We start from the raw sequence: 15,951 nt of genomic DNA, 5'->3' as shown, positions 1-15,951 counted from the left end.
GTCCGGTGGGCGGGCGGTCCTCAGGTTCGCGCCGGCTCTGCGGTCCTCGTGGTGGTGACGGCCTGCGGGGCGCGCCAGCCGCGCGGGTCGCGCGGGCGCAGGGCGCGCTCCAGCCGGCGCCAGCCGGCGGTCGCCCGCCGGTGGGCCGGGGCGGGAGCCGCGGCGGCCGCCGCGGCCCGCGCCAGCAGGATCACGGTGATCGCGGCCAGCTCCTCGGCGTCGGGGTTGCCCCGCTCGATCCGGATGGCGGCCGGATCCGCGCCTGCCGCCGTCACTGCGGCGGGTTGCCGTGCTTGCGGCACGGCATGTCGGCGTGCTTGGTCCGCAGCATGGCCAGCGACCTGGCCAGGATCTGCCGGGTGGCGCCCGGGTCGATGACGTCGTCCACCAGGCCGCGCTCGGCGGCGTAGTAGGGGTGCATCAGCTCGGCCTGGTACTCCTTGATCTTCTGCTGCCGGACGGCCTCGGGCTCGGCGGCGGCGTTGATCTCCCGGCGGAAGATGACGTTGGCCGCGCCCTCGGCGCCCATCACGGCGATCTCGTTGCCCGGCCAGGCCAGCGCGAGGTCCGTCCCGATGGAGCGGGAGTCCATCACGATGTACGCGCCGCCGTAGGCCTTGCGCAGCACCAGCGAGATCCGCGGCACGGTCGCGTTGCAGTACGCGTAGAGCAGCTTGGCGCCGCGCCGGATGATGCCGTTGTGCTCCTGGTCGACGCCGGGCAGGAAGCCGGGGACGTCGACGAGGGTGACCAGCGGGATGTTGAACGCGTCGCAGAACTGCACGAACCGGGCAGCCTTCTCGCTCGCCTCGATGTCGAGAACGCCCGCGTAGGAGGCCGGCTGGTTCGCGACGATGCCGATCACCTCGCCGTCGAGCCGGGCGAGCGCGCAGACGATGTTCGTCGCCCAGGCCGGGTGGATCTCGAAGTAGTCGCCGTCGTCGACGATCTCCTCGATCACGCCGCGGATGTCGTAGACCCGGCTCGGGTCGTCCGGGACGAGGTCGAGCAGCGCGTCGGTACGGCGGTCGGCCGGGTCGCCGCTGCGGGAGGTGGGGGCGAGTTCCCGGTTGTTGGACGGCAGCAGCGACAGCAGGAACCGGACGTCCTCCAGGCAGCTCTGCTCGTCGTCGTACGCGAAGTGCGAGACGCCCGAGGTGCCGGAGTGGACGTCCGCGCCGCCGAGTCCGTTCTGGGTGATCTCCTCGCCGGTCACCGCGCGGACGACGTCCGGGCCGGTGATGAACATCTGCGAGGTCTCGCGCACCATGAACACGAAGTCGGTCAGCGCCGGCGAGTAGGCCGCACCGCCCGCGCAGGGGCCGAGCATCACGCTGATCTGCGGGATGACACCCGAGGCCTTGGTGTTGCGCTGGAAGATGCCGCCGTATCCGGCCAGCGCCGAGACGCCCTCCTGGATCCGCGCGCCGGCGCCGTCGTTGAGCGAGACCAGCGGGGCGCCCGCGGACAGGGCCATGTCCATGATCTTGTGGATCTTGGTGGCGTGGGCCTCCCCCAGCGCACCGCCGAAGATCCGGAAGTCGTGCGCGTAGACGAAGACGGTGCGGCCGTCGACCGTGCCCCAGCCGGTGATCACACCGTCGGTGTAGGGGCGCTTGTGCTCCAGGCCGAAGCCGGTGGCACGGTGCCGGCGGAGCTGCTCGACCTCGGTGAACGAGTCCTCGTCCAGCAGGAGTTCGATCCGCTCGCGGGCGGTGAGCTTGCCTCTGGAGTGCTGGCGCTCGGTGGCGGACGGATCCGGCCCCTGGAGGGCGGCGTCCTTGATCAGGCCCAGCTCCTCCAGGCGTTCCTTGGACGTCCAGTGCACCCGCTGCTGGTCTGGGCGGCCGGACTTGGTCTTTTCAGGTGTCGACATAGCTGGGTCACTCCCGAGGGGTACGTGGGGCGGTCGGTCCGTCGGTCCGGCGGGCCGTGCTGGTGGCGCGGACACCTGGTCCGCGGCGGGCGGCTCCTGGGGCACTAGGCGGCGACCGGACGGGCCGGCGCGCGGCGGGACACGTCCACCGTGCCGCCGGCGCAGAGCGCCTCGAAGGGCAGCCAGCGCAGGACCGGCGCCACCGGGTCCTCCCGGTGCACCGCCACGGCGGCCTGGTGGCGCGGGCCGGCCGGGAGGTCGAGGATCGTCCAGCCCGGTGGCCGGCCGGCCGGTTCGGCGCCGAGGTAGTCCTGCGCCGGAAGGCGGCTCAGCCCGGTTCCGATGCCCTTGAGATAGGCCTCCTTGCGGGTCCACAACTGGCCGAACAGCAACCGCAGCCCGGCCGGGTCGACGGCGGCCAGTTCGGCGCGCTCGTCCGGATGCAGGGCCGGGGTGCAGACCTCGACGGTCTCCTCGTGCGGCAGCCGCTCCACGTCGATGCCGAGCGGGGTCGCGGCCACGCCCACGGCCGCCATCCCCTGGCTGTGCGCGAGCGAGAAGTGCAGCGGCGGCGAGGGGTACGCGACGGCCGGGCGTCCGTGCGGGTCACCGCAGCCGGGGCACGGCTCGCGGACGAAGGGCACCTCCTCCGGCGGGACGCCGAGGTAGCCGCCGAGCAGCCGCCGCAGGCCGATGTGCGCCGCCGCGTAGGTGATCCCGTCCGACGGGCGGATGAAGGAGGCCGCCCGCCGGCGCTCCGCGTCGTCGAGCTCCGAGAGGTCGAGGGCGGCCTGCGCCACGTCGAGCTTCGGGCGGCGGATCAGCCAGACGTCCAGGCGGTCCCCGTCCAGCAGGGGCGCGAACGGGGCGCCGGCCAGGGCTGTGGGGGCGCGCGGCGCGAAGGCACCGCCGACCGCCCCGGAGCCGGTCACGCCGCGCCCACCACGGCAGGAACGGCGTGGGTGTGCCCGGCCGAGCGCTTGTGCGGGCTGTCCTCGGGGCCGAGCTGGCCCGCCAGGCACTCGATCAGTTCGAACGCGCTGTTGGCCCGCAGCAGCCGCTGGAGGTTCACGTCGATCCGCAGGACGGCCTCCATCCGGCGCTGGATCTCCAGGCCGTGGATCGAGCCGACGCCCAGGCTGTTCATCGGACGGCCGGTGGTGTCGATGCTGTACGGATCGACCCCCAGCACCCGGGCCAGCTCCTCCCGGACGTACTTCTCGATGATCCTGGTCCGCTCCGCCAGGCCGGCGGTGGCGAGTTCGGCCAGGCTCGGCGGGGTCACCTCGATCACCGGCCGGTCGTCGCGCTCGAAGTCGTCGAGCTCGTCGAAGTCGTCGAAGTCGTCGAGGTTCTCGAAGTCGCTCAGTTCCCAATCGTGTTGGATCTGGTCCATGGTCATGGCTTTCCAGGAGGCAGCAGGGAAGGGGGAGTTGTGCAGTCGCCGTGGTGCGGCCGCCGAACCGGCGGCGGGTCAGCGGCGACGCTTGAGGACACCGGACAGCCCGGTGAGCAGGCCCAGCAGGCCGACGGCGGTCACCAGCCACAGGGCCGGGCGCAGCGCCGCGACGGCCTCGGCCACCGGGGCGCCGGCCGCCGGGCGGGCGGCCTCGATCAGGGCCGCGACCAGGGCCAGCATCAGCGCGGCGCCGACCTGGACGGCGGTCTGGTAGAGCCCGCTGCCCGCGCCGCGCCGCTCCGCCGGGAGTCCCGAGGTGGCCTGCAGGTTGAGGGCCGCGAAGGAGAGCACGAAACCGGCCCCGACCAGCAGCATCGTCGGCAGGACGGCGGCCGCGTAGCCGAACGGCCAGGACAGCCGCAGGAACAGCGCGTAGCCGAGGCAGGGGAAGACCGCGCCGAGGGCGATCAGCCGGGCCGCGCCGAAGCGGGTCACGATCCGCCCGGCCGACAGGGCGGCCACCGCCAGCGGCGCGCTCGCGGGGACGAAGGCGAGCGCGGTCTGCAGCGGCGTCCAGCCGGCCAGCGTCTGCAACTCGTAGGTGGCGGTGAGCAGCAGGCCGAGGTACGAGCCGTTGAGGGCCGCCGCGCCGAGCGCCGAGCGCACCATCGCGCCGTTCGCGAGGGCGCGGAAGCCGAGCAGCGGCTGCGCCGAGGTGCGTTCGGTGACCGCGAAGGCGGCCAGCAGCAGCGCGCCGAGCGCGAAGGCGCCGGCCGAGCGCGGATCGGCCCAGCCGTGCCCGGGCACGGACACGATGCCGTACACCAGGGCGAGCAGGGCGCCGCTGAAGGTGACGGCGCCGGCGACGCCGAAGCGGCGCGGCGCCGGCCCGGCGGGCGCGGGCCCGGCCGCGGGGGCCTCGGGGATCAGCCGCAGTCCGAGGGCGAACAGCACCAGCACGACCGGCGCCGGGAAGAGGAAGGTCAGCCGCCAGCTCACCTGCGTCAGCAGGCCGGAGAGCAGCAGGCCGGCGGTGAAGCCGCTGGCGCCGAAGAGGGTGTACACCGACAGGGCCCGGTTGCGGGCCGGCCCCTCGGGAAAGGTGGTGCTGATGATGGCCAGCCCGGTCGGGGCGGTGAGGGCGGCGCAGAAGCCCTTCACGAAACGGGTGGCGATCAGCACCCCTGGGTCGCTGGTCAGCCCGCTCAGCACCGAGGCGGCGGCGAAGACCAGCAGCGCGACGAGGTAGACCCGGCGGCGGCCCAGCAGGGCCACCACCCGGGCGCCGAACAGCATCAGGCCGCCGAAGCCGACGGCGAAGCCGCTCATCGCCCACTGCAGGGTGGTCGGGGCGAGGCCGAGGTCGGCGCCGATCGAGGGCAGTGCCACGACCGCGACGGACACCTCGAGCGCGTCGATGAGCATGTTGCCGGCCAGCACGGTCAGCAGGCCCCACAGGGCGAGGCTCCACCGCCCGGTGGCGGTGGGGGCGGGGGCCGGTGGTGCGAGGGACGAGAGCTTCATGGTCCTGCTCCAGCAGTGGTCGCCCGGGAGCCCGGCGGTGGCCGGGCTCCCGGTGGGTGGACGGTCCGGCCGCACCGTGCGCGGCCGGCCCCGTCCGTGCGTGGAGCGGCACGCGGTGCGTCCGTCAGCCGAGCAGGGTGCCGCCGCTGGCGTCGACGAACGATCCGGTGATCCAGCGGGCCTCGTCGGAGGCGAGGAAGGCGACCACGTCGGCGACGTCCTCCGGCTCGCCGACCCGGTTGAAGGTCGACAGCTGCGCCATCTGCTCCACCACCTCGGGGATGTCGAAGACCGGGTTGCCGTTGCGGGTGATGCCGGGCGCCACGCTGTTGATGGTGATGTTGCGCGGGCCCAGGTGCTTGGCGTAGTGCAGGGCGAGCATCTCGACCGCGCCCTTGGTCATCGCGTAGGCGATCTCCTGCGGGTTGGCGAACTTGGTGAGCCCGGAGGAGATGTTGATGATGCGGCCGCCGCTCGGGATGTTCTGCAGCGCGCGCTGGATGATGAAGAACGGCGCCTTGGCGTTGACCGCGACCAGCCGGTCGAACTGCTCCGGCGTGGTCTCCTCGGGCGAGACGCCGCCCATCACCCCGGCGTTGTTGACCAGGATGTTGAGCGTGGTCGAGCCGGTGCGCTCCTTGAGCCCCTCCTCCAGGCCGAGGAACAGCTGGTGGACGTCTCCGGGGACGCCCAGTTCGGCCTGCACGGTGAAGGCCCGGCCGCCGTCCTTCTCGATGGTGGCGACGACCTCGTCGGCCGCGTCCTTGTTGGTCGAGTAGTGCACCGCGACGAGTACGCCCTCGCGGGCGAGGCGCACGGCCGTGGCCCGGCCCATTCCGCGGCTCGCGCCGGTGACCAGCGCCGTCTTGCCGGCAAAGTTGCCCATGGTCCTGCTCCTGTTCTTGTCCTGTGCCGTCGCGGCGCCGAACCAGCGGCGCAGCGCGGCCGAAAGGTCGGCCGAGGGGTCGGCCGAAGGGCTGGGGGAAGGCTCGGCCCAGACGATGTGGCCGTCGGGGCGTACGAGTACGGCGGCCGTGTCCGCGAGCGGGCCGGTCGCCGGCGCGGGCGCGGTGACGGTGTCGACCAGGTGCTCCCAGGGCGCCGCCGCCGAGCGCACGGCCTGCTGCCGCGCCTCCTGCGACGCCGCCGCCGGGCCGCCGGTGAGCAGCAGCAGGACGCCCCGGCCGGCCCGCAGCATCGCGAGGGTGCTGCCCGGCCCGTCCGGGGTGTCGAGGACGGCGTGCGGCAGCCGGGCGCCGGCGAGCGGGTGGCCGGCGGCGCCGACCTCGTAGCGGACGTCGAGGCCGCTGATCATGCCGGCCAGGTGCCGGCGCACCCGGTCGTGTGCGATCAGCTCCCCCATGAGAGGGCGCGCGGCCTCCACCTCGGGGCCGCCGAGCAGCAGCAGGGCCTGCGCCCTGATGTTGGACAGGACCCGCAGGCCGACGGCGTGCCGCTCGTCGTGGTAGCTGTCGAGCAGGCCCTCGGGCGCGCCGCCGCGCAGGTGCGCGGCGAGTTTCCAGCCGAGGTTGACGGCGTCCTGCAGGCCGAGGTTGAGGGCCTGCCCGCCGATCGGCATCTGCTGGTGGGCGGCGTCCCCGGCCAGCAGCAGCCGGCCGCGGCGGTACCGCTCGGCCTGCCGGGACGCGTCGCCGAAGGCGTTGACCCAGAGCGGCGTGCCGCCGTGGACGTCCTCGCCGGTGACGCGCTGCCAGACCTCGGCGATCTCCGCGAACTGCGGCTCACCGGTGCGCGGCCGGGCCTCGCGGCCGAACTCGTGCACCATCACACGGGTGACTCCGTCGCCCCGGCGCGCGGCGATGGCGAGGCCGTTCTCCAGGCGCTGGAAGCGCCGGTTGGGTACGTCGATGCCGTCCACGTCGGCCCGGATCAGCTCGCGCCGCGCGTCGGCGCCCGGGAAGCCGAAGCCGCCCAGGCGCCGTACGGTGCTGTGCTCGCCGTCGCAGCCGACCACGTACCGGGCCCGCAGCAGCACCGGGCCGTCCGGCCCGAGGGCCTCGACCTCGACGTGCTGCGGGCCGTCGGTGAGGGCGCGGACGGTGTGCCGGCGGCGGACGTCCGCGCCGAGGCCGTGCGCCCAGGCGCCGAGCAGCTCCTCGGTGCGGACCTGCGGGACCTTCCACTGGCCCGGGTAGGGGCTGTCCAGGGCGAGGTCGAGCGGCACGCCGCCGAAGTGGCCGGTCACGTCGTTCGGCGGAGTCCCCAGCTCGGCGAGCAGGCCGCGCTGGTCGAGGATCTCCATGGTGCGGGCGTGCAGGGTCGAGGCCCGGGATTCGGTGGTGGGGGCGGCCCGTTGCTCCAGGACGATCACCTCGGCGCCGCCGAGCCGCAGTTCACCCGCGAGCATGAGGCCGACCGGCCCGGCACCGACCACGATGACCTGGGTGTCCAGCTTGTCCAGGGTGTCCAGGGTGTCGTCCATCGGATCAGCGCTTGGCTTCGGCGTAGTCCTTGGCGTGGCCCAGGGTCGCCCGGCTGTTGGTGCTCAGCGCCGTCCGGACGTACTCGGTGGCCTCCGCGACGCCGGCCTCCGGCCCGAGGATCTTCGTGATGTTCTCGGCCCGCAGCACGACGGTGTGCTGCGAGGACGCGGCGACGCCGGTCTCGGTCTCCCGGAACGTCCAGTAGCCGGTGTGCAGGTTCATCAGGGCCGGCAGCGTGGTCTGCTTGTAGGCGATCTTGTCGTGCGGGAAGCACACCCGGTACGACCTGGTGGTGTGGACGGAGCCGTCCTTGGCGCGGGTGTCCATCTCCAGCGTCTGCAGGCCCGGGGAGTCCTCGTCGAGGCGGACGGTCGCCACGTGCGGCAGCCGCTCGGACCACAGGTGCGCCTCGTTGATGAAGTCGAAGACGTCCTTCGCGGAGCCGTTGATCTGCACGGTGTCCTCGAACGAGAAGGTCAGCTCCTCGGACGCGGTGGCCAGTTCGACGTTCGTCTTCAGCGCGGCGAGCTCCGAGCGGGAGTTGCGGTCGACGGCCTCGTCGATCCACGCGATGCTCTTCGGGTCGTCGTCCACCGCCGTGTAGTCGTGCAGCAGGCGGATCCGCGACTCGGTCTCCGAGAGCGGCTCGATGATCCAGGTGCCGCCCATGGTCGCCACCGGCGCGGTGGAGACCTCCTGGCGGAACTCGATGCGCAGCGCCTGCGGGTCCAGCGTGCGGCGCGAGGTCCAGTTCTTGGCCTCGCCGTTGGCGGTGGCCCAGATGCGGATGCGCTCCTCGCGCTCACCGCGCTCGACGTGGTCGACATAGATGGTGGGCGGGAAGATCCGCGGCCAGTTCGCCACGTCGGCTATCAGCCGGTAGACGTCGGCGGCCGGGGCCGAGACCGTGACCTCGTGCTCCACCTCGCGCAGACCGTGCTCAGACATGCTCGTCACTCCTTGGGTAATCGGGTCGGGTCGGTCGGGCCGGCTCAGAAGTTGCCGAGGCCGCCGCAGACGTTGAGGGCCTGCGAGGTGATCGAGGCCGCGGTGTCGGAGGCCAGGTAGCCGACCAGGCCGGCCACCTCCTCGGGGGTGGAGTAGCGGCCGAGCGGGATCTTCGACTCGAACTTCGTCTGGATCGCCGCCTCGGAGGTCTCGTACGCGGCCGCGTAGCCCTGCCGCACGCGCTGCGCCATCGGCGTCTCGACGTAACCGGGGCAGACCGCGTTGACGGTGATGCCGGTCGGGGCCAGCTCGTTGCCGAGCGCCTTGGTGAAGCCGACGACGCCGTGCTTGGAGGCCGAGTAGGGCGCGCCGAGCACGACGCCCTGCTTGCCCGCGGTGGAGGCGATGTTGATGATCCGGCCGCGCTCCTTGTGCCGCATGCCGCCGGTGTTGAGCACCTCGCGGGTCAGCCGGAACACGCTGTTGAGGTTGGTCTCGATGACGTCGTTCCACAGCTCGTCGTCGATGTCGGCGGTGACGCCGCCACCGCTGCGGCCGGCGTTGTTGACCAGGACGTCGACGGTGCCGAACCGGTCGACGGCGGCCTGCACGAACGCGGCGACGTCCTCGTTGGAGCGCACGTCGAGGGTGGTGCCGTCGACCTCCAGGCCCTCCTCGCGGAGCGCCTTGACGGTGGCGGCGACGTTCTCGGCGTCGCGGGCGCCGATGAACACCCGGTGGCCCTGGCCGGCCAGCAGCCGCGCGACGGCGAGGCCGATTCCGCTGGTGGCCCCGGAGACGAGGGCGACCCGCTTGTCCTGCACTGACATGTCTTCTCCCATGAGAGCCCGATGGCTGGGTGGCCGAATGACTGGGTCGCCGAACGGCCGGATACCTGGCGACTGCGACTGCGGTGCCGGCGAAGGTGGGGGCGCCGGGGCCGGAGGGTCCGGCCCCGGCGGCGACTCCGGCGGGTGGTACTGCGGTGCTGCGGTGTTGTGCTGGGGCGGGTGCGGTGCCGACGGTGCCGGTCCGGCGTGGGGCCGCGGCCGGGACTGCGGTACCGCTGGTGCCGGGGCGGCGGCGGTCCGGCGTCAGGCCGCGACGGGCACCAACTGGCCGTTGACGACGGCGATCAGGGCGCGCGGGGTGTCGGCGCCGGCCAGCTCGGAGTCCTCCAGCGTGATGCCGTACTCGCGCTCGATGCGGCCGTAGGTCTCCAGCAGGGCGAGCGACTCGTAGCCGAGCGTCTCGAACTCCGAGTCGAGGATCTCGCCGTCGAGGTCGACGCCCTCGTCGGCGCCGGCGCCTTCGAGCAGGATCCGCTTGAGGTCGTCGAGCGTGAAGAGCTGTGCAGTCATGGTGGTTCCCTTCCAGAGGTGCCGGGTGCCGGCGATGGGTGTGGAGCTGCGGTGCTGTGCTGCGTACGTGCGGCCCTGTGAGGGCAGGGCAGGCGCCCGCCGGCGGCGGTCCTCCCCGAGGGGGAGCGGAGGAGGTGCCGCCGGCGGGCGCCGGTTCGGGGGCGCCTAGTCGGTGGCGCGGACGACGACGGCGGAGTTGAATCCGGCGTGGCCGCGGGCCAGGACCAGGGCGGTGCGGACGGCGGCGGGGCGGGCCTGCCCGGTGACCAGGTCGATGTCGTAGCCGGGGGCCAGTTCGACGTTGGTGGTGGGCGGGATCAGGCCGTCGCCGATGGACAGCAGGGCGGCCGCGACGTCGAGCGGGGCGGCGCCGGAGTTCAGCCGGCCCGTCATCGTCTTCGGCGCGGTGACCGGGACGCCGCGCGGGCCGAAGACCGCGGTGATCGCCTCGGCCTCGATCCGGTCCAGCTCCGGGATCGCCGCCGCGTCCGCGAAGACCACGTCGACGTCACCGGGCTCGATCCCGGCGTCCGCGAGAGCCACCTCGATGGCCTTGCGCAGACCGGGTGCGCGGTCGCTGCCCGGCTTCGGGTCGAAGGTCGCCCCGTAGCCGGCGATCTCGCCGTAGCTCCGCGCGCCGCGCTCGCGGGCGGACTCGGCGTCCTCCAGGACGAGGATCACGCCGCCCTCGCCGGGCACGTGGCCGGCCGCGTCGGCGTCGAACGGCAGGTACGCGCGGTCCGGCTCGTCGCCGGTGCTGAGCCGGCCGCTCGCCAGCTGCGCGACCCAGCCCCAGGGGCAGATCGAGGCGTCGACGCCGCCGGAGACGATCAGGCGGGTGCCGTTGCGGATCTGCCGGCGGGCCTGCGCCAGCGCGTCCAGGCCGCCGGCCTGGTCGCTGACGACCACGCCGCTGGGGCCCTTGAGCCCGTTGCGGATGGAGATCTGGCCGCTGTTCACGGCGTAGAACCAGGCGAACGACTGGTACGCGCTGACGTGCTGGCTGCCCTGGCTCCACAGCTTCTGCAGCTCGCCCTGGCCGAACTCGAAGCCGCCGGACGAGCTGGCGGTGACCACACCCGCGTCGTACTCGGGCAGCTCCTCCGGCTGCACGCCCGCGTCGGCCAGCGCCCAGTCGGTCGCCACCAGGGCGAGCCGGGTCATGTGGTCGGTCTGGACGATCAGCCGGCTCGGCAGGTGGTCCTTGGCGACGAAGCCGGGGACCTCTCCGGCCAGTCTGCTCGGGTACTGGGAGGGGTCGAACCGGGTGATCCGGCCGATGCCGCTCTTGCCGCTGCGGGTCGCCTCCCAGAAGTCCTCCGTACCGAGCCCGTTGGGGGAGGCGACGCCCAGCCCCGTGACTACCACCGACCTGGTCATGCGACGCTCCTCTCGGGACGGGCCAGCACCATCGCGCTCTGGAACCCGCCGAAACCGCTGCCGACGGTCAGGACGGCGTCCGTCTTCCACTCGCGCGCGGTCAGCGGCGTGTAGTCGAGGTCGCACTCCGGGTCCGGGGTGTGCAGGTTCGCGGTGGGCGGCACCACGTTGTTCTTCATGGCCAGCACGGACGCGGCGATCTCGATCGAGCCGATCGCGCCGAGCGAGTGGCCGACCATCGACTTGATGGAGCTGACCGGGATCCGGTAGGCGTGGTCGCCGAGGCTCTTCTTGAACGCGGCGGTCTCGTGCCGGTCGTTCTGCTTGGTGCCGGAACCGTGCGCGTTGATGTAGTCGATGTCCTGCGGGTTCATCCGGCCCTCGTCCAGGGCGACCCGGATGGCCTCGGACATCTCCTGCCCGTCCGGGCGCAGGCCGGTCATGTGGAACGCGTTGCAGCGCGAGGCGTAGCCCGCGATCTCCGCGTAGATGTGCGCGCCGCGCCGCACCGCGCTCTCCAGCTCCTCCAGCACGAACACCGCGGAGCCCTCACCGAGGACGAACCCGTTGCGGGTGTTGTCGAACGGCCGCGAGGCGTGCTCGGCGTCGTCGTTGCGGGGGGTGGTCGCCTTGATCGCGTCGAAGCAGGCGAGCGTGATCGGCGAGATCGGCGCGTCCGTCGCACCCGTGATCATGATGTCGGCGGACCCCTCGCGGATCAGCGCCGCCGCGTGCCCGACCGAGTCGATGCCCGAGGTGCAGCCGGTGGACACCACGGTGGACGGCCCCTCGGCGCCGACCTGCCAGGCGACCTCGGCCGCGAAGGAGCTGGGCACCAGGTAGTCGTACAGGTGCGGCACGGCGTACTCGTGGTTGACCAGGTTGTGCCGGCCGCCGTCGCTGACGACCCGGTACTCCTCGTCGAGGCCCATGGTCGCGCCGACGGCGCTGCCGATCGTGACGCCGATCCGGTACGGGTCGAGGCCGCCCAGCTCCAGGCCGCTGTCCGCCACCGCCTCACGGGTGGTGACGACCGCGAGCTGCGCCGCCCGGTCCATCCGGCGGATCTCCTGCGGGCTGAGGCCGTTGGCCTCGGGGTCGAAGTCGATCTCCGCCGCGATCCGGGACCGGAACGAGGACGGGTCGAAGAAGGTGATGCCCCGCGTGGCGGTGCGCCCCTCGCTCAGCAGACCCCAGAAGTTCTTGGCACCGATGCCGCCGGGGGCGGTGACCCCGACCCCGGTGATGACCACTCGCCGGCCGCTCATGCGGACGCCTCCCAGGTGTAGAAACGCGGGGCGACGGCGTCGGCCGGGGAGCGCCAGGTCGCCGGGTCGTAGGCCTCGATGAAGGGCTTCAGGTCGTCGCTTATCTTCATGAAGCGCGGGTCCGTCTTGGCCGCCTCGATGAGCTCGCCGCCGTTGTCGGTGTCGAAGTCCTGCAGGTGGAAGTAGAGGCCCTGGTACGTGAACAGCTGGCGCCGGCGGGTACCCATCCGGTGCGGCATGTCGGTCTGGTCGAACTCCGCGAACAGCCGTGCCACGTCGTGGCGTGCGTCGGGGTTCAGCCGGGCAACGATCAAGGTGCTGTGCATGGTCTTCTCTCTCCTTCGGAGCTTTGGTCCGGGTGTGTCACGGGTGTGGCGGGCTCGGCCGGCCCGGGCCCTGTCGAACAGGGCCTAGAAGGCGGGGCCGAACCAGCGCTCCAGGGCCATCGGCAGGTCGCTGTGGCTGCCCGGGGCGGCCCAGGCGACGTAGCCGTCGGGGCGCACCAGGACGGCCGAGGTGCCGCGCAGCGCACTGCCCTCGGGGAGGCCGTGCGGGGCGGCGGTGATGATGTCCACCCGGTCGCGCCAGTCGGCGGCCCGGCGGCGCAGTGCGCTGTTGTCCTCCAGGTCCAGCAGCACGCCGCGGCCGGCGCGCAGGGCCTGGGTGCTGCTGGTCTTCAGGTCGTCGCCGACCAGCTCCAGGAACGGCATCCGCCGCCCCAGCAGCGGGTGGCTGCCGCCGCCGACGTCGTAGCGGATCTCCAGACCGCTGACCATGCCCGCGAAGTGGCGGCCGACCTCCTCGTACCCGATCAGCTCGGTGAGGACGTCGCGCAGCGGCTGGACCTCGGCGCCGCTGAGGAACAGCAGGCCCTGGGCCTGGGTGTTCATCAGCAGACGCTTGCCGACCGGGTGCCGCTCGCTGTGGTAGGTGTCCAGCAGGGCCTCGGGGGCCTTGCCGCGGACGACCGAGGCCAGCTTCCAGGCGAGGTTGACCGCGTCCTGGATGCTGGTGTTCATGCCCTGCCCGCCGGCCGGCAGGTGGATGTGCGCCGAGTCGCCGGCCAGGAAGACCCGGCCCTTGCGGTACTCGGTGACCAGGCGGGTGGCGTTGCCGAAGGAGCTGACCCAGACCGGCTCGCCGTGCGAGATGTCGTTGCCGGTCAGCCGCTTCCAGGCGTCGGCCACCTCCTGGTACGTCGGGGGTGTCTCGCGGCGCTGCGGCGGGGTGCCGCGCTCGCAGACGATCAGGCGGGTGACGCCGCCGGGCAGCGGGCCGATCATCACCATGCCGCCGGGCAGGGTCTCGCCGATCATGCGCGGCTCCAGGTCGAGCCCCTTCACGTCGGCGAGGAACATCTCCAGCGTGGAGGCGGTGCCGGGGAAGTCGAAGCCCAGGGCCTTGCGGACCATGCTCCGGCCGCCGTCACAGCCGACCAGGTAGGCGGCGCTCAGCGTGTGGACGCCGTCCGGCCCGCGTACCTCGACCTCGACGCCGTCGCCCCGGTCGGTGATCGAGAGCGCCTCGTGGCTGCGGCGGATGTCCGCGCCCAGCGCGGTGGCCCAGTCCTCCAGGACGGTCTCGGTGTGCGACTGCGGGATGGTCTTGGCAGCCTGGTGGGCGCCGTCGAGCAGGCCGAAGTCGACCGGCAGGCCGCCGAAGTGGCCCACGTTGCTGGTCTCGACGTCCCCGAAGCGGGACAGCAGCCCGCGCTGGTCGAAGATCTCCATGGTGCGGGCGGTGAACCCCAGGCCGCGCGACTCACCGGTCCGCGCCGCGAGGCGCTCCAGGACGATCACGTCGACGCCCGCAAGCCGTAGTTCGCCTGCGAGCATCATTCCGGCCGGCCCGGCGCCCACGACTATCACTGCAGCGTCCATGTACCTCTCCTTGCTCATCGTGGAAGTTCCTTCACTGGATTGGAGCTGGCTGCGAAGCCGTGCGCGCGAGCGCCGAGCAGCGCCTCATCTCAACACCCTTGTAGTACAAGGGATTTGACGGACAGTCAGTTTCAGGGCCGGACGAGTCCGGCGGATCGGGACGGTGACGGGGCCCCCGGATCGCGGATCCGGGGGCCCCCCGGCGCGCCCGGCAGGGGGTCCGGGCACGCCGCTCGGGCACACCCGCCCGGCCCACCGCCCCACGGGGGCAGAGCGGTGGCCGGGCGGGCGGCGCGTTCGACACGGTGCGCGGGGGGCTCGCCGCCCCGAGGGGTCGGCGGCCTCGCGCACCTGGTGGTCAGGAGAGGAAGCGGGTGAGCCGGCCGAGCGCCACGTCGGCCGCGGCGGCGTACCGGGCGTCCGGCGCGATCGCGTTGTGCCGTACCGCGACCTCGACCAGCTTGATCGCGTGCTCGTCGCCGAGCTCGATGGCGGTGGCGATGAGTTCGGCCTCCGTCCGCGGCCCGGCCAGTGCCTCACCGGGGGTTGCCGGGGCACCCTGCTTGTTCCCGAACCACGACTGGATGGTGGCGCTGGTCTCCGCCGCGGTCAGGTACGACTGCCGGTGCAGCTCCTGCGGCAGGTGCTCGCAGGCCAGCCGGACGGCCGCCGGGGCGGTGACCGCGTGGATCAGCGGGATCGGGAAGTCCGGCCGCGTCCGGGCGAAGAACCCGGCACTCTCGGCGACGAGTTCGTCCAGCGCGACCAACGATCCCGCTCCCCCGGCCGGCTCGTCACCGGCACGCCCGCCGGCAGCCGGGCCGCCGGGACGGGGGGCCGAGTAGCGGGCGGCCCAGTAGCCGAGGCCGTGCGCGAGCTCGGCCTGCTTCAGCGGGTCCTCGGCGGCCGGCGCCAGCGCCCGGACGGCGTGCGCGGTGCGGATCACCCCGTGCGTCAGGGCGCCCGACATGCCCGGCAGCAGCCGGGGCCACCAGCGTGCCAGCACCTCGGTCCACGGCGCCAGGGCCAACTCCCGCTCGAACATGGCCGACCAGTCGGCCACCCGGCTGAAGTCACCCAGCGCCGACGTCCAGTCGTCCTCGTTCTCTGCCGACAGGACCCAACGGGTCTGCGGTACGTCGTGGTAGCTCCTGGTCCGCAGGTTCTCCTCGACCCAGGCCGGTACGGCATCGGCGTGGCCCATGCAGGCCAGCGCCTCCGCCGCCATCGGAGCGTGGTTCACGAAGGACCTGCCGTGCTCGTAGCCCACGTTCCGCAGCCGGTCGAGCGCCTCGCTCACCGCGTCGTCATAGCTCTTGGATGTCACTGGACAAGCCCCCAACAGGTTGATCGGTACGGTCGCTGTGAAGTCTTCCCGAGCCGGTCACCCGTAGGCAGGCGAAGGAGACTTCACGCGACGAGCAGGACGCCCGTCCTGCTCAGTCCTTGATCTCGCAGAGTGCGGCGCCGGAGCTGACGCTGCCGCCGACCTCGGCCTTGAGGCCGACGACGGTGCCGGCCTTGTGGGCGTTGAGGGGCTGTTCCATCTTCATCGCTTCGAGGACGACGATGAGTTCGCCCTCGGCGACGACCTGGCCCTCCTCGACGGCGACCTTGACGATGGTGCCCTGCATCGGCGAGGCCAGACTGTCACCGGAGGCTGCCGGGCCTGCCTTGCGGCCGCCCTGCCGCTTCGGTCTGCTGCCTGCGGCGGTGGTGCCGGTGGGGGCGGTGGAGACGCCGAGCGAGGCCGGCAGGGTGACTTCCAGTCGACGCCCGCCGACCTCGACGACGACGGTTTCGCGGGTGTCGGCTTCTTCGGCTTCGGCTCCGGTGCCGGTGAAGGCGGGGATGGTGTTGTCGAAGGCGGT

General features: G+C 72.8%; 15 protein-coding genes. All 15 read right to left on the bottom strand.

Annotation, left to right across the window (positions count from 1 at the left end):
- Positions 1-20: 20 nt before the first annotated feature.
- Positions 21-275, bottom strand: a complete 255-nt coding sequence (locus tag ACFUK0_RS04675) for an acyl-CoA carboxylase epsilon subunit (RefSeq protein ID WP_380246581.1) — start codon at positions 273-275, stop codon at positions 21-23.
- Positions 272-1,876, bottom strand: coding sequence for an acyl-CoA carboxylase subunit beta (locus ACFUK0_RS04670; protein WP_380246580.1), 1,605 nt, complete (start codon positions 1,874-1,876; stop codon positions 272-274). The genes ACFUK0_RS04675 and ACFUK0_RS04670 overlap by 4 nt, the downstream gene beginning before the upstream one ends.
- A gap of 104 nt (positions 1,877-1,980) precedes the next feature.
- A complete protein-coding gene (locus tag ACFUK0_RS04665) occupies positions 1,981-2,808 on the bottom strand; it encodes a 4'-phosphopantetheinyl transferase family protein (RefSeq protein ID WP_380246579.1) in 828 nt (275 codons plus the stop codon).
- Positions 2,805-3,272, bottom strand: a complete 468-nt coding sequence (locus ACFUK0_RS04660) for an acyl carrier protein (RefSeq protein ID WP_380246578.1) — start codon at positions 3,270-3,272, stop codon at positions 2,805-2,807. The genes ACFUK0_RS04665 and ACFUK0_RS04660 overlap by 4 nt, the downstream gene beginning before the upstream one ends.
- Positions 3,273-3,350: 78 nt before the next feature.
- A complete protein-coding gene (locus ACFUK0_RS04655) occupies positions 3,351-4,799 on the bottom strand; it encodes an MFS transporter (protein ID WP_380246577.1) in 1,449 nt (482 codons plus the stop codon).
- Between the two features lie 124 nt (positions 4,800-4,923).
- Positions 4,924-7,242: an SDR family oxidoreductase gene (locus ACFUK0_RS04650; RefSeq protein WP_380246576.1), complete on the bottom strand. Its 2,319-nt coding sequence runs from the start codon at positions 7,240-7,242 to the stop codon at positions 4,924-4,926.
- Positions 7,243-7,246: 4 nt separating this feature from the next.
- Complete coding sequence (locus tag ACFUK0_RS04645; protein WP_380246575.1) at positions 7,247-8,191, bottom strand: aromatase/cyclase; 945 nt, start codon at positions 8,189-8,191, stop codon at positions 7,247-7,249.
- A gap of 44 nt (positions 8,192-8,235) precedes the next feature.
- Entirely contained in the window at positions 8,236-9,021 is a 786-nt protein-coding gene (gene fabG, locus ACFUK0_RS04640; protein WP_380246574.1) for a 3-oxoacyl-ACP reductase FabG, read from the bottom strand.
- A 264-nt stretch (positions 9,022-9,285) separates the two neighbouring features.
- On the bottom strand, positions 9,286-9,552 hold the full coding sequence (locus ACFUK0_RS04635) for an acyl carrier protein (RefSeq protein WP_380246573.1): 267 nt from the start codon (positions 9,550-9,552) through the stop codon (positions 9,286-9,288).
- Between the two features lie 165 nt (positions 9,553-9,717).
- Positions 9,718-10,932 carry a ketosynthase chain-length factor gene (locus ACFUK0_RS04630; protein WP_380246572.1) on the bottom strand — a complete coding sequence of 405 codons (1,215 nt, stop codon included), beginning with the start codon at positions 10,930-10,932 and terminating at the stop codon, positions 9,718-9,720.
- Entirely contained in the window at positions 10,929-12,200 is a 1,272-nt protein-coding gene (locus ACFUK0_RS04625; protein ID WP_380246571.1) for a beta-ketoacyl-[acyl-carrier-protein] synthase family protein, read from the bottom strand. Before ACFUK0_RS04625 ends, ACFUK0_RS04630 begins: the two co-directional genes overlap by 4 nt.
- Positions 12,197-12,526, bottom strand: a complete 330-nt coding sequence (locus ACFUK0_RS04620) for a TcmI family type II polyketide cyclase (RefSeq protein WP_380246570.1) — start codon at positions 12,524-12,526, stop codon at positions 12,197-12,199. Before ACFUK0_RS04620 ends, ACFUK0_RS04625 begins: the two co-directional genes overlap by 4 nt.
- Before the next feature lie 84 nt (positions 12,527-12,610).
- Positions 12,611-14,080, bottom strand: a complete 1,470-nt coding sequence (locus ACFUK0_RS04615; protein ID WP_380246569.1) for an FAD-dependent monooxygenase — start codon at positions 14,078-14,080, stop codon at positions 12,611-12,613.
- Between the two features lie 358 nt (positions 14,081-14,438).
- On the bottom strand, positions 14,439-15,380 hold the full coding sequence (locus ACFUK0_RS04610; protein ID WP_380246568.1) for a hypothetical protein: 942 nt from the start codon (positions 15,378-15,380) through the stop codon (positions 14,439-14,441).
- Positions 15,381-15,519: 139 nt separating this feature from the next.
- A partial coding sequence (locus ACFUK0_RS04605) for an acetyl-CoA carboxylase biotin carboxyl carrier protein subunit (protein WP_380246567.1) occupies positions 15,520-15,951 on the bottom strand: 432 nt, incomplete at its 5' end.

It is taken from the genome of Kitasatospora sp. NPDC057223 (assembly GCF_042669755.1).
Taxonomy (GTDB): Bacteria; Actinomycetota; Actinomycetes; order Streptomycetales; family Streptomycetaceae; genus Kitasatospora.
This window is presented reverse-complemented; position numbering and strand designations above follow the sequence as displayed.

What these genes read in the sequence shown, in the direction of transcription:
- ACFUK0_RS04650 (WP_380246576.1), bottom strand. Translation starts at nt 7,242, where the DNA reads ATGGACGACACCCTGGACACCCTGGACAAGCTGGACACCCAGGTCATC.
- ACFUK0_RS04625 (WP_380246571.1), bottom strand. Translation starts at nt 12,200, where the DNA reads ATGAGCGGCCGGCGAGTGGTCATCACCGGGGTCGGGGTCACCGCCCCC.
- ACFUK0_RS04630 (WP_380246572.1), bottom strand. Translation starts at nt 10,932, where the DNA reads ATGACCAGGTCGGTGGTAGTCACGGGGCTGGGCGTCGCCTCCCCCAAC.
- ACFUK0_RS04615 (WP_380246569.1), bottom strand. Translation starts at nt 14,080, where the DNA reads ATGGACGCTGCAGTGATAGTCGTGGGCGCCGGGCCGGCCGGAATGATG.
- ACFUK0_RS04635 (WP_380246573.1), bottom strand. Translation starts at nt 9,552, where the DNA reads ATGACTGCACAGCTCTTCACGCTCGACGACCTCAAGCGGATCCTGCTC.
- ACFUK0_RS04660 (WP_380246578.1), bottom strand. Translation starts at nt 3,272, where the DNA reads ATGGACCAGATCCAACACGATTGGGAACTGAGCGACTTCGAGAACCTC.
- ACFUK0_RS04645 (WP_380246575.1), bottom strand. Translation starts at nt 8,191, where the DNA reads ATGTCTGAGCACGGTCTGCGCGAGGTGGAGCACGAGGTCACGGTCTCG.
- ACFUK0_RS04620 (WP_380246570.1), bottom strand. Translation starts at nt 12,526, where the DNA reads ATGCACAGCACCTTGATCGTTGCCCGGCTGAACCCCGACGCACGCCAC.
- ACFUK0_RS04670 (WP_380246580.1), bottom strand. Translation starts at nt 1,876, where the DNA reads ATGTCGACACCTGAAAAGACCAAGTCCGGCCGCCCAGACCAGCAGCGG.
- fabG (WP_380246574.1), bottom strand. Translation starts at nt 9,021, where the DNA reads ATGTCAGTGCAGGACAAGCGGGTCGCCCTCGTCTCCGGGGCCACCAGC.
- ACFUK0_RS04655 (WP_380246577.1), bottom strand. Translation starts at nt 4,799, where the DNA reads ATGAAGCTCTCGTCCCTCGCACCACCGGCCCCCGCCCCCACCGCCACC.